The organism is Bacteriovorax sp. DB6_IX, assembly GCF_000447775.1.
Lineage (GTDB): Bacteria > Bdellovibrionota > Bacteriovoracia > Bacteriovoracales > Bacteriovoracaceae > Halobacteriovorax_A.
Genome location: NZ_AUNJ01000303.1, coordinates 1 through 13,285, shown reverse-complemented (window position 1 = coordinate 13,285; position 13,285 = coordinate 1). Strand labels below are relative to the sequence as shown.

Sequence of the window (13,285 nt, the reverse complement as noted above, 5' to 3'; positions counted from 1 at the left end):
AAAAAGAGAAAGACAAAGCCAAGTCCCATTAGAGCCTTTTCTCTAAACGAATTGAACTTAAAAGGATTAAATCCTTGCTTGATTTGAATATTGAAAGGGTTTGCGGATAACTCTATTTCTGTAACATTAGCTTCACTTTTAAAAGCTGGAAACAGCGTCTCTGTTAGATAATTTAGCGATGGAACTGATAATGACACAACTCCATCTTTATCAGCTTTCATTAAGACATCACCAAAAGTATAGCGATTTTCTATATTACTAAAATCAGATTTATTTTTTAATTGCGTAAAGATAAGTGAAACCGATTCTTTTATTTTATGATCAACAAGAGTCATTTCATAAAGACTAAGTTCTTTGAATTGATAAGTATCATCCAGAGAATTTAACCTCTTAACGGCCAGTGCCTTATCCCAGCTACCATTCTTTTTTAGTTGAGACTCGAGAAATTTCTTTTGATCAATCTTAGATAATGAATTGAACAGCTTCCAGTCACTTTCATTTTTTGATTTAGTTGGGAAGAAACTCTTATCAACTAGCCTCCCATTACGATCAACCTTTACTGTGATAGCATTTGAGTCAGACTCTTGCTTATAGTTTTGCACGAGGTAATCTTGCCAGCTTTTTGTCCACCCCTTAACAAGATTAACTTTTTGCTGGTTTATATATAACTGATACATCTCTTTTTCGTATGACTCTCTAAGAGTGAACGAGAAAATCACTAGAACCAGTCCTAAAATGAATGTGATAATCGATATTTTCTGCTTCATTACTATTTTTTATCCGATTCATGTCATGGGAATATCATGAGATAAAATTATAACTACGTCCGAGTATTAAATTTGCGAAATTGCTTACGTTACTTTATTCTTTCATTACAGTTAGTTATTGTCACTATGCCCGAACTCTTAGTTCAGGCATCATTAGAAATAAGTCTTTGATATTAATAAGATAGAGCAAGGGCATGCCAGAACTACCAGAAGAAAAGATCGCAATGGACCTAAAAGATTAGAATCATTTTGGTCTACGATGAGTACTGAGTTCTCAACTTTATCAATGCTTATCACAAATAATCTAGAATGATTTCAATTTATAAAAGTTGGGTCTAATAGGACTAATGGTTCTAAAGATTATTTGAAATAATTTTTGCAGTAACCTCTAGTTTCTCTCTTACCGACTCTTCACTATCATGATGAGAAAACCCTATTTTATGACCATCTCCCTTAAACCTTGGAGCTATATGTAAATGAGAATGTGGAACTTCTTGACCAGCAATTTCTCCATCAGAAAGAAAAATATTGAAGCCTTCTGAATTTAACTCAGACTTTTCAATCCCACCTGTAATCTTTTGAGCAGCTTGAAACATATGTCCTACTATCTCTGAAGGAATATCTGCAAAGCGCTCACAGTGAATATTCGGCACAACTAAAACATGACCTCTATTAACTGGAGCGATATCTAAAAATGCAGTAACTACATCATCCCTATAAACAAATGAGCCTTGATACTCACCACTCAATATTTTACAAAAAACACAATCCATAACGACCTATACTTTTCACTATCTATAGTTATAATTAGTTATCTATAATTATATCTGATTATCAGGAGCTATCAATAACTTATGCCCGAACTACCCGAAGTCGAAACCATCAAATCTCAAATAGAACCAAAACTCCCAATAAAAGTGGAGAAAATCATTCTATCTGACCTGTCCGATTCCATTGTAAAAACCAAGGACTACCCTCTTGATTCATTCACGATCGAAAAGATTGAAAGGCAGGGAAAAGTTTTAAGGTTTTATCTTGATGGAGATCGAAGAATTATCAGTGGCCTGGGAATGAGTGGCTCGTGGAGAATTGCACAGCGGCCGATTGGTGAGAAGCATACTCATGTCATTTTCTCTGGCACAAATTGCGATGGTGATATTCATCTTGGTTATATCGACCCTAGAAGATTTGGGGTCATGCATTTTTTTAATCTGGAGAATGAAGCTCAGTGGCTGACAAGACTTGGACCAGATGTTTCAAAGCCTGAGTTTAATTTGGAATACTTGCTTAAATTGAAAAGAGAAAAACCAAATAAGGTTATAAAGCCATTTCTTCTAGAACAGAATTTCTTTGCAGGCGTAGGAAACTACATGGCCAGCGAGTTTTGTGCACGAGCGGGTATTCGACCGACTCGTCGTATGAAAACCTTATCAAAGACTGATCTGGAAAATCTTCTAAAGGCAACAAAAGCTGTTTTGGATGATACGATTACAACTGGAGGAACGACATTTTCTGGTGGTTATCAGGATGCTTATGGTGATAAAGGTGAAGGTGTTAAGAACCTCGTGGTTTTCTATCAGAAAGTTTGTGGTCTTTGTGGTGAGGAGTCAGTAAAGAAAATCACTCTCGCGCAACGAGGGACTTACTACTGCCCTCATTGCCAAAAGTAGTTTATTCTAAAAAAGACTATCGTAGTCGCAATCTTTTACAGAACTTAGATCGATGATCTCATTTGATGGAAGTGAGAAGTCACCAGATAATCCATTGTGCCAATCCTCATGGTCATGAAAAACTGAGAATGCTGTTCCATCTGCTGAAGAGATGGCATCAATTCCAAAATTCCCGGCACCATCATCTGTCACCATCCCGATATCAAAGATATACTCTCTGCCCGTTTTTGTATTGATGACTGAGACGTGATCATTTCGTAGATCACTGAAAAATGCCTGCTCATATGTATTGGCATCATTCATTGTCTCTCCAGAGAGATTCACTTGAAACTTGTAATCCCCTACCTGACAAGCGGCTTGTGCGGCCTGATAAAAAGTCAGAAGACTCATGAGAATTAGTGCTGTGTTCTTGATTAGTGCTTTCATATTTTTTCCTTAGTATTTCTTCTTAGTAATTCTTAGGGCCATGCTTTGCGATCAATCTCTTCTTTGTAAGGCGAATAAGTCTCTTAAGAGATGTGAACTTCTCCTTGCCCTTTCGATTGCAGAGTTGATCATTTTCAGTGGCAAGCTCAACAACAGTCTTTCTTACCTGCTCATAAGTATAATTCGAATTCTTATACTTTTTATTCACGCGCTTAACAAAAGTCGCAAAGAGGTTGTGCTCACGCTTATACTTATTTTCTTGAAGGTTTAAGACTTCCTCTTCTAGTTTTGAATCAAGATCCTGATTCGCCAGCTCACTTTCTTCAATCTCAGAAATCTTTAACACAATATAAGCTCCAACAATTCCCCTCTCATTCTTTAAAAGATCAAAGAAGCCCGCTACAGTTGTCGCAGTTAGAACCACAGGAATGGCACCCGGAACAACGGCCACAACAAAACCAGCAGCTGGTTTACCCACCACCTTTGTCAGCCAGTAATATCCTTTTAACTTATAGACCCAACCTTGTTGATCTTCATCAAGATCTGCATCAGGATAGAACTCTTCAATCTTTTCCTGATAGGCCTGCATACACTGATACTCAGCGAAGGCCTTGGTCGGCAATAGCAATACCGTGGCACAGATAACTGTGCTTAAAATTAGTTTCTTCATGGGGCATTCATATCAGAAAAACGCTGCACACAGTCAAAAACTGTAATAATTTCTTATTTGAAGTGACCGTGGTTCAAGTAAAATCAATCATTTAGCACTGCGGCTTTTCACAATTAATTATATCTAACTATAATTTTTGTTTCCCCTAATTCTAAAGCATGGAGAATATATGAATAAAGTAGAATTTCCAAAAGAACTCATTCAGTGCCCAAACCTGATTGGTGGTGAATGGACTCAAGGACAAGGTGACAAGATTGAAGTCTTCTCTCCTTATAATGGAATGGTTGTTGGACAAACAAATGCGGCGACTTCTGAAGAAGTTAGAGTCGCTATCGATAAGGCACACCAGGCCTCAAAAACTTGGAAGGCCACTCCCCTAAAAGAGCGCACGCAAGTCATGTTCCGTTTTAGGGATATCCTACATAGAGATATCGAGAAGATCTCTAATATGGTCTCACTAGAAAGTGGAAAAACACTTGGTGAATCTAAGGCCGGTATTATGAAGGGAATTGAAGTCCTAGAATTTGCTCTATCACTACAAAATCTTGATGGTGGTGGGAAGATGGAAGTCTCACGTGGTGTCCACTGTGAGTATCGTCGTGAAGCACTTGGTGTTGTTGCTTCAATTACTCCATTTAACTTTCCGGCAATGGTTCCAATGTGGACAATTCCAATTGCAATCACACTTGGAAATGCCTATGTGTGGAAACCATCTGAGAAAACACCTCTAACGGCCACTCTTATTGGACAAGCACTTATTGAAGCAGGTCTTCCTGCTGGAGTTATGACAATTCTAAACGGCCAAGTTGAGACGACAAATAATATTATCGACAATGATCATGTCATGGCGGTTGGTTTTGTTGGCTCATCTAAAGTTGCAAAAATTGTTTATCAAAGAGCAACGTCACACGGAAAACGCGCCCTATGCTTAGGTGGGGCTAAGAACCATATTGTTCTTCTTCCTGATGCTGATCCGGCCATGGCGGGAACAGGTATTGCTGACTCATTTACAGGGTGTGCAGGGCAACGTTGTATGGCAGCTTCGGTTCTACTTGCAGTTGGTGATGTTGAAGCGCAAATTTCGAAAATCAAAGAAAGAGCTCAAGAAACAACAATTGGGACTAAGATGGGTGCCATCATCACAAAGGAACAAGTTGAGTTCCTTAATAAGGCCATTGACGAAGCTGTTGCCGAAGGAGCGACACTTCTACTTGATGGAAGAAAAGATCAAGCACCACAAGGTCTTGAAGGTGGTTACTGGTTAGGTCCAACAATTCTTGATGGAGTTAAGCCAGGAACTCAAGCTGCTATCACAGAACTCTTTGGGCCAGTGATCTCAATCATCAGATGCAAGAATATGACTGAGGCCCTAGAGATTGAAAATTCTAATCAATATGGAAATGCAGCAAGTGTATTCACAAATAACGGGGCCATGGCAGAACTTGTTTGTCAAAATGCAAGCGCTGGTATGGTTGGGGTTAATATTGGTGTTCCTGTTCCGAGAGAACCATTTAGTTTCGGTGGAATCAACGAATCAAAATTTGGTTATGGGGACATCACGGGGGAAAACTCACTCAATTTCTGGTCAGATGTTAAAAAAGTCACAACTAAGTGGCAGATGCAAAATGACCATAATTGGATGAGCTAAGACATTAGGTGCGCGATGACGGCTTATGACTCGTAAGAAAATAAAGAGAGAGATTTTCTTATGACGAAGAGTGATCGTGCACTTTTTACATTTATTCCGTTTAAAGTTTGTAATGAGAGGAGACAAATATGACGAATGAAGAAATCAAAAACATGAAGTTTGAAAGGGCCAATCATGTGGTTCTCACTTCACACATTAATCAGATCTATAAAGAATCTCTCCCAATTAACTGGGGAGCGAAGGACCCAAAACAAAGAGGTCCAGTTATCGCAACGATTTCGCAAAAAGAAAATAGAAATGCAATTGGGACACACAGTGGGTCTTATACTGTTTATCGCGCCCTTTCGATTGCTCAGGGGAAATTCCCTAGTGATCACAAGCCTGATCTTGAAAATACTCACGCCACAGCAAAAATTGGGCCACACGACTCTTGGTATGATCCGGAGAAAATGGTTTCAATTGATCCTTGGGGAGGTCATGTTCAAGAAATCTTTAAAGAAGAAATTGATTCAGGAATTAATGTTAAACCAACAATTGCTGTCACTCAGGCAAGACTTCAACTGCCAGAGATCTACGATGCTATTGCCAAAGGTCGTCTCAAACCAGATGGAAAAATTATTACAGAAAATGGTGATATCAACGTCACAAAGATTGCTCTTGAACCAGTTTGGTACCTACCGGGAATCGCCAAACGACTAAAGATTTCTGAAGGTGAACTGAGAAAGATCCTCTTCAATGAAACCGGAGGAATGTTTCCAGAGCTTGTGACGAGACCTGATCTCAAAGTTCTACTTCCACCAATCGGTTCATCTACCGCTTATGTTTTCGGGAATGTTGATGATCTCGCAAATCCAGAAGTCGAACTGGCCTGTCGTGTTCACGATGAGTGTAATGGATCAGATGTATTTGGTTCTGATATCTGTACTTGTCGTCCATACCTTACTTATGGAATCGAGCATGCAGCTAAAACAGCACAAAATGGTGGTGTTGGCCTTATCGTTTATTTTAGAAAGGAAGGACGTGCTCTAGGTGAAGTCACAAAATTCCTTGTTTATAACGCAAGAAAGAGACAAGAAGGTGGAGACTCTGCGGCCAACTACTTCAAGAGAACAGAATGTGTTGCCGGTGTTGAAGATGCCCGCTTCCAGGAGTTGATGCCGGATATCCTACACTACTTTGGTGTTAAGAAAATCCACAATCTTCACTCAATGTCTAATATGAAGTACGACGCGATCGTAGGAAGTGGAATTGAAGTCGTTAATAGAATATCAATCCCACCAGAACTTATCCCAGCTGACGCTTCAGTAGAAATGGAGGCAAAGAAAGCCGCCGGTTATTTTACAGATGGTGACGTCAAAAACACTGACGAGTTACACAAGGTTCAAGGAAGAAAATTAGAGGAATAATATGAATGATAAAATTAAATACCTACTAAGTGCGAAAGCCGTTAGAGAGAGAACCACAAAACTCTTTGACCTGACAAAAGAAGGAAAGACGCACTTTGAAATTCACGAAGAGAAACTCCCTGAAGTGGCGGAGTTTGTTCTCGAAGTCATCAAAGATAATTACCCAACTTTAGAAATCCCTTTCCACTCGAGATGGGGACATTTTCAAGTTGGTGGCGTCGATAGAAACTCACAATTAGATGAGAAACTTCAGTCTCTTGATCCAGTAGAAAGGGCCCGAACAAAACTTGATCTCGTTATTACTTCAGTTCTTTTAGACGCAGGAGCTGGTGCAACATGGTCCTTTGATGAAAATGGAAAATCATTTAATCGTTCAGAAGGTCTAGGAGTTGCAAGCTGGCATATGTTTATGAATGGAGCTTTCTCAAGTGATGGCTCACTTAGAGCCGATGCGAAAAAACTCATGAATATTGATTCTCAAGATATAGAGAAGGCCTTTCAAGTTTCTCAGAGCAACCCTCTTATCGGTGTTTCAGGAAGAGCAAGCCTACTTTGTTCTCTAGGTAAATGTGTGGCCGCAAAACCAGAAGTTTTTAAAGATGGACGTCCTGGTAATATTATCGACCACATGATCGCAACCAAGGGAAAGAGTTTTGAAGCAGAAGACCTTTTAAAAGCGGTCCTCATAAACTTTGGAGATATCTGGCCTTCTAGAATTAATATCGATGGTGTGAATCTTGGGGATGTTTGGAATCACCCACTACTTGGTGAAAAGAATGATCTCGACTCACTTGTTCCATTTCACAAACTTTCTCAATGGCTAACATACTCATTAATAGAGCCAATTGAGCAGGCCGGTGTTGAAATTCATAGTGCCTCTAAAATGACTGGACTTGCAGAGTATCGTAATGGAGGGCTCCTTATTGATACTGGACTAATAACTTTAAAAGACACTGCTCTTCTTAAAAAGGCCCACAAACCAGATAGTGAAGTCATTATCGAGTGGCGTGCCTTAACAGTTGTTATGCTTGATAAAATTGCTGACATTGTAAGAGAGAAACTTGGTTTTAACTCTGAAGAATTCCCACTCGCAAAAGTTCTCGAAGGTGGAACATGGTGGGCCGGAAGACGTATCGCCAAGAAGTTAAGAGAAGACTCTTCTCCCCCACTAAAACTGGATAGTGACGGGACTGTTTTTTAAGGAGATTAGAATGAAAAACTTTACAGAAATAAAGCATCCAATACTACAACATAAACTTTCAATCCTAAGAGATAAGCAAACGAACTCAATTGGTTTTCGCGGAATCATGAATGAGCTAGGAAAATTTCTAGCATATGAATACTCTAAGAACATGCCAACGGAAGAGTTTGACTTAGAAACTCCTCTTGCAAAGACAAAAGGGACTCGTCCAAAGACTTACCCTACGATTGTCTCAATCATGAGGGCCGGTAACGGAATGATCGAAGGAGTTCTAGAAACACTTCCATTTTCAAGTGCAGGACATATTGGAATTTATCGCGATAAATTTATTAATAATACAGTTGAGTACTACTTCAAACTCCCAGAAGGCTCTAAAGGAAGAGATGTTCTTCTGATTGATCCAATGCTTGCCACTGGAGACACGGCCATTGCCACGATTGATCGACTCAAACAATACGAAGTAGGTAAAATCACAATGATGTCCGTTCTTTGTAGCCCACAAGGTATTGAAAGATTACATCATTTCCATCCTGATGTTGACATTATTTGTTTAAGCAAGGAAGAAGGATTAAGCGACAATGGTTATCTCTTACCAGGTATCGGTGATGCTGGTGATAGATTATACAACACAAAGTAGGTTCCATGAGTAAAGATATTCTCATCATTGGGGTTGCCGGAGGAAGTGGTTCTGGAAAAACGACCTTTGCTTCCCGCCTCCAAGATATGATTGGCCCCTCACATTGTGGAGTCGTCGGACAGGATAGCTACTATATTGATCAATCAAGTAAGTTTGATCACGATGGTGGTTCAGTGAACTTTGATCACCCAAACTCCCTTGATTTTAATCTGATGGGTGAACACCTCTTTCAGATCAAACAGGGATCAGAGATTCAAATTCCAATCTATGATTTCGCAACTCACTCTAGGCTTGAAAAAACGAATCTCTTCACACCAAAGAGAATAGTTTTTGTTGATGGGATTTTGATTTTTTCTCAAGACCCAGTGCTTGAGCAACTTGATCACAAGGTTTTTATCGACTGCCCAGAAGAGCTAAGGTTCTCAAGGCGTCTCAACCGCGATGTTAAAGAGCGTGGAAGGACTCCAGAAGGGGTTAAGAATCAATTCCTCAAACAAGTTAAGCCTATGCATGATGAGTTCGTTGAACCATCAAAAGATCACGCCTGCGACATTGTCTGTGTCGATGACTTTGATGAAAAGCTCGACAAATGGGCCGAATACATTACAAAGAACTTTTTATAAGCTATGATATCTCCTAATTAAGGAGATATCATGACTCATAACTCACCACTCAAGGCCCTATGGAACCACTTCACAGATAAGAGGTCCAAGGTTATTGAGGCCTCAATATATTCAGTACTCAATAAGATTTTCGATATTGCCCCTCCACTACTCATTGGATTAGCAGTCGATACGGTAGTCAAAAAGGAAAGCTCATTTGTTGCAGACTTTGGAATTACTAACCACCTTCACCAGATGTATCTTTTGGGATTTCTCACATTCATTATCTGGGCCCTTGAATCTCTCTTTGAGTTCCTCTTCAAAGTCAGATGGCGTCACATTGCTCAAGAAGTGCAACATGCCTTTAGAATGGAAACATATGAACACTTACAAAGACTACATATTTCATTCTTTGAAAATCAAAATACAGGAAATCTAACGACAGTTATGAATGACGACGTTAACCAACTCGAGCGCTTTCTCGATGTTGGGGCCAATGAAGTTCTTCAACTTCTGACAACTGTTATTTCGATTGGAACCATATTCTTCATTATCTCACCAACCATAGCCAGCCTATCATTCCTACCAGTACCGTTTATTCTTTGGGGATCATTTTACTTCCAAAGAAGAATCGCACCAAGATATCTTGGGGTAAGAGAAGAGGCAGGGATGCTTGCCAGTATGCTTGTGAATAATCTCTCAGGAATGGCGACAATCAAATCTTATGTGGCCCAAGTTTTTGAAAGAAAGCGCCTAGGGCAACAGAGTTTGGCCTATGCCGACTCAAATAAAAAGGCCATTGTACTTTCATCTTCTTTTTCTCCCCTGATCAGAATGGTTGTCCTTTGTGGATTCCTCTTCGCTCTTGTTCTTGGTGGAATTCATGTATTTGAGGGAAAACTGGAGGTTGGATCATACTCTGTGCTAATCTTTCTTGTTCAAAGACTACTATGGCCTTTAACACGCCTGGGTGAAACATTTGATCTCTATCAAAGAGCAATGGCCTCGACAAATAGAATCATGGACCTATTAAAGACTGAAGTTCAAATTAATGATGGGTCAAAAACATTGGCCCACGACAGCTTCAGTGGAAATATTAAAATGCAAGATGTGTCTTTCTCATACGAGTCAGGTAATAAAATCCTTCACAATATTAATCTCGATATTTCTCCCGGAAAAACAGTCGCCCTTGTTGGTACGACAGGTTCTGGAAAGAGTACAATTCTCAAATTACTTCTTCGCTTCTATGATGTAAGCGAAGGAGAAATTACCGTTGATGGCCATAATATAAAAGATCTCGAACAGGATAACTTGCGCTCACTTATTGGTTTTGTTTCACAAGATACTTACCTCTTTCACGGAACAGTTATGGATAATATTCTCTATGGTAGCTTTGATAAAACACGTGAAGAAGTTATTGAAGCGGCGAAGATGGCAGAGGCCCATGAATTTATTCAGGCCCTTCCTCAGGGTTATGACACAATCGTTGGAGAAAGAGGACAGAAATTATCTGGAGGCCAAAGACAGAGAATCTCAATTGCCAGAGCACTTATTAAAGACCCTCACCTCTTTATATTTGATGAGGCCACAAGTGCGGTTGATAATGAAACAGAAGCTGCAATTCAAAGATCACTCGAAAGAATTACAAAGGATCGCACTACAATTATGGTCGCCCACCGTCTTTCGACAATTAAACACGCAGATAAGATTATTGTGTTAGAAAATGGAAAGATCCTTGAGCAAGGAACTCATGACGAACTAACTCAAAAAAATGGTATGTACAATGCTCTCTGGCAAGTCCAAACGGGTGCCCGCGTTCAAAAGACATAGTATTTGACTACTCCACCATCCAAAGCCTTAGCACCTGCGAAACAAAAGGTGCATGGCACCTTTGCGATATCGAAAAATTAGATAGATTGGATAGAACCATTATAATTTACACGGGGTGGTGGGTTCTCTATATTGCCTCCAACGAAGAGAGAAAAGAAAACAATATAGGAGACACCACTATGAAAGCACTATTACTAGCACTTATCACTACATCAACATTAGCTAGCGCAGTTTGCGAATCAGGGAATATCTGGGAACTTGAGAAAGAATCAAAGTTCACAGTTGTTTCAAGTCAAAGGGCCGTTCTTACAGAGGACGAGTTCAATAAGATTCCTAATATCGGTCAAGACTATGAGGATGCCTATGAGAACTGCCACGATGCCATTGAAAAAGTCGAGTTAAAGCATAGTGTAACAGGTGAAGAAGTCACAATGTATTACACAATTGAAGATCACTGTGATGGTGGAAACTCTTTCGGTTCTATCTTAGATAGTAAGGGAGAATTGATCACAGAAATTCACGATAGCGATATTTATTGCGAATAAAGAACGAAGGCTCCGAAAGGAGCCTTTTTTATTAGAATAAGAATTTTAAACTTGAGTAAACAGCATCATTGGCCCTATAGGCGGCCCAGTAAGATGTGTCCTTTGGAGAGCGAATCAACTCCATCCCCACATTGAATGAGGCACGATTGAAGATCATATAATTGGCCTCGGCCTTCAGGATATTATCTCTTCTTTCAATATCATATTTTAAGTCGACCATGACATTGAAGAAATCATCGAAGTAATAACGAGCTCTCGCACCAATGGCCCTCTTCCACTTAACAGTTTCTGAGTAGAAATCATCACTCCCTCTCGTATTATCCGTAATATTGTGGATGTAGTTCAGAGAGAGAATATATGAGCCACGGTTTAGATTGGCCGATGTATGGAAGTAACTTTCTTTATCGTAAGCAGGCTTAATCGAGAAATACTCAGACTCGAATACCTTATTATTCTCTTTAAGAGTTCCAAGATCTAAAATCTCAAAGTCTTTCCCAAGCTTGGCGTTAGGGTCATTAACGTCAAATCCCATAACCATTCTTGTTGAACCAAATCTCTGTCTATACTGAAGACCATAAACAGCGTGGTGGTTAACAATAGGATTGGCCACGACGTTAATACGATCGAGACTTTCATTCATATAAGCTTCAGCATTCATTCTCAGGTTTGGTTCGGGCTTATAAAGGAAGTATCCCGAAACCTCACTTCTATCCTTATCCCAAGAATAAGAAATTCGACCACCAAGCGACTTCTTCAAAAGTACGTCCTGAGCAATATTTGGCATATTGATATCAAAGTACAGAGGTACTTCTTGTCCTTCAATAATCGTGGCCACAGGAGGTAGTCTCACCCACTCAGAGTTGGAACTAATTCTTCCGTCTTTAATATCAAGACTTGGGTTAAGAGAAGGAATATTAAGATATGAGAAGAATAATGAGACAGAAAGATTCTTTGTCACACGCTTGTCATATTGAATCCCTGTGAGTCCCTCTTTCTTTTCTCCAAGAAGGTAGAAACCTTGATTTGGATTTATCGTAGCAAGAAGCCAGTACTGCTCGTTCTCATTCCAGTTAAGGATTTGACGACCAACACTTAGTCGACTCTCTCTATCTGTCCATTCCATGTAAGCTTCAGGAACAGAGAAGTTAAATTTGTTATCATTATTAATATAAAGTCTAAAATCACTATCTAAGTGAGCTGTTGAGTTGAGAGGGTTTCCATTAGCAGTCACACTAATTGCGGCCCAATCATCAAAGTCAGTTTTAGTATCTGGTGTATTTAGCCTTTGGAATTTTTCATATGAGAAATTACCTGAGAAATCAGCTGCGTGGAGGGCTCCCGTGCCCGCCATAAGCGCAAGTAATGTAAGAGTTTTAAATATTTTCATGAGTTCATTTAAGCAAAGTTAATACAATAATGAAAGTTTTAATAACGCACCGTGTAAATATCACCCAATATGGGCTTTTACCTTTCCATTCTGCTCTATTTTTCCTAAAATTTATAGAACCGGTTATTATTTTTTAGGAGTTACCTACTAACGTGTTGAAATTACAAAGATTTTTAACATATATCATTGTATCTGTGCTAATCGCATCATGCGGTTACGTAGAAGATGATCCAGTCAAAGACTCGCGTATCTTCGTTTCTGACGAATTATCAGCAGGTTGTAAGATTGACACTGACCGAATCAAAAATATGTTTGAGGAAATCATTAAAAGAGACCTCGAATGTGTCAAAACTCAATTAGATAAGTTTAAATTTGTAAGAAGTGTAAACCCAGATCTTTTATCTGAAGCAGATATTCAAAGATTCATCAGAAAGTTCTTTGATGATCCAGAAGATATCGTTGATGGTCTTAATCTTCTTTTCCAACTTAATACTCT

Annotated in this window: 14 protein-coding genes; 9 read left to right on the top strand and 5 right to left on the bottom strand. The window is 39.4% G+C overall.

Annotation, left to right across the window (positions count from 1 at the left end; genetic code table 11):
• Both M901_RS09020 and M901_RS09015 read right to left on the bottom strand, forming a co-directional pair.
• Nucleotides 1–767 (bottom strand): hypothetical protein (locus tag M901_RS09020; RefSeq protein WP_157679933.1); only part of this gene is annotated, 767 nt, incomplete at its 3' end.
• 353 nt (nucleotides 768–1,120) lie between these two features.
• Nucleotides 1,121–1,540, bottom strand: coding sequence for an HIT family protein (locus M901_RS09015; RefSeq protein WP_021277878.1), 420 nt, complete (start codon nucleotides 1,538–1,540; stop codon nucleotides 1,121–1,123).
• Between the two features lie 81 nt (nucleotides 1,541–1,621).
• On the opposite strand from M901_RS09015, the gene M901_RS16490 reads away from it, so the two are divergent.
• Entirely contained in the window at nucleotides 1,622–2,437 is an 816-nt protein-coding gene (locus M901_RS16490; protein WP_021277879.1) for an Fpg/Nei family DNA glycosylase, read from the top strand.
• Between the two features lie 6 nt (nucleotides 2,438–2,443).
• On the opposite strand, the gene M901_RS09005 is transcribed toward M901_RS16490, so the two are convergent.
• Complete coding sequence (locus M901_RS09005) at nucleotides 2,444–2,863, bottom strand: hypothetical protein (protein ID WP_021277880.1); 420 nt, start codon at nucleotides 2,861–2,863, stop codon at nucleotides 2,444–2,446.
• A gap of 22 nt (nucleotides 2,864–2,885) precedes the next feature.
• A complete protein-coding gene (locus M901_RS09000) occupies nucleotides 2,886–3,533 on the bottom strand; it encodes a hypothetical protein (protein WP_034721542.1) in 648 nt (215 codons plus the stop codon).
• 169 nt (nucleotides 3,534–3,702) lie between these two features.
• Between M901_RS09000 and M901_RS08995 the strand changes: the two genes are divergently transcribed.
• The 7 genes from M901_RS08995 (at nucleotide 3,703) to M901_RS08965 (ending at nucleotide 11,402) form a co-directional block, all read left to right on the top strand.
• Nucleotides 3,703–5,181: an aldehyde dehydrogenase family protein gene (locus tag M901_RS08995; protein ID WP_021277876.1), complete on the top strand. Its 1,479-nt coding sequence runs from the start codon at nucleotides 3,703–3,705 to the stop codon at nucleotides 5,179–5,181.
• Nucleotides 5,182–5,309: 128 nt separating this feature from the next.
• A complete protein-coding gene (locus M901_RS08990) occupies nucleotides 5,310–6,587 on the top strand; it encodes a GTP cyclohydrolase II (RefSeq protein ID WP_021277882.1) in 1,278 nt (425 codons plus the stop codon).
• A gap of 1 nt (nucleotide 6,588) precedes the next feature.
• Nucleotides 6,589–7,788 carry a URC4/urg3 family protein gene (locus M901_RS08985; protein ID WP_021277886.1) on the top strand — a complete coding sequence of 400 codons (1,200 nt, stop codon included), beginning with the start codon at nucleotides 6,589–6,591 and terminating at the stop codon, nucleotides 7,786–7,788.
• A 10-nt stretch (nucleotides 7,789–7,798) separates the two neighbouring features.
• On the top strand, nucleotides 7,799–8,425 hold the full coding sequence (gene upp / locus M901_RS08980; protein ID WP_021277887.1) for a uracil phosphoribosyltransferase: 627 nt from the start codon (nucleotides 7,799–7,801) through the stop codon (nucleotides 8,423–8,425).
• 5 nt (nucleotides 8,426–8,430) lie between these two features.
• On the top strand, nucleotides 8,431–9,048 hold the full coding sequence (gene udk / locus M901_RS08975; RefSeq protein ID WP_021277884.1) for a uridine kinase: 618 nt from the start codon (nucleotides 8,431–8,433) through the stop codon (nucleotides 9,046–9,048).
• Between the two features lie 30 nt (nucleotides 9,049–9,078).
• Nucleotides 9,079–10,857 carry an ABC transporter ATP-binding protein gene (locus tag M901_RS08970; protein ID WP_021277877.1) on the top strand — a complete coding sequence of 593 codons (1,779 nt, stop codon included), beginning with the start codon at nucleotides 9,079–9,081 and terminating at the stop codon, nucleotides 10,855–10,857.
• A gap of 179 nt (nucleotides 10,858–11,036) precedes the next feature.
• Nucleotides 11,037–11,402 (top strand): hypothetical protein, encoded by a 366-nt coding sequence (locus tag M901_RS08965; RefSeq protein ID WP_021277883.1) that lies wholly within the window; start codon nucleotides 11,037–11,039, stop codon nucleotides 11,400–11,402.
• A 31-nt stretch (nucleotides 11,403–11,433) separates the two neighbouring features.
• Here M901_RS08965 and M901_RS08960 read toward each other — a convergent pair whose 3' ends face one another.
• The gene (locus M901_RS08960; RefSeq protein ID WP_021277888.1) at nucleotides 11,434–12,789 is read right to left on the bottom strand and encodes a hypothetical protein; all 1,356 of its coding nucleotides are present in this window, start codon (nucleotides 12,787–12,789) and stop codon (nucleotides 11,434–11,436) included.
• A 152-nt stretch (nucleotides 12,790–12,941) separates the two neighbouring features.
• Between M901_RS08960 and M901_RS08955 the strand changes: the two genes are divergently transcribed.
• Nucleotides 12,942–13,285 (top strand): hypothetical protein (locus M901_RS08955; protein ID WP_034721539.1); only part of this gene is annotated, 344 nt, incomplete at its 3' end.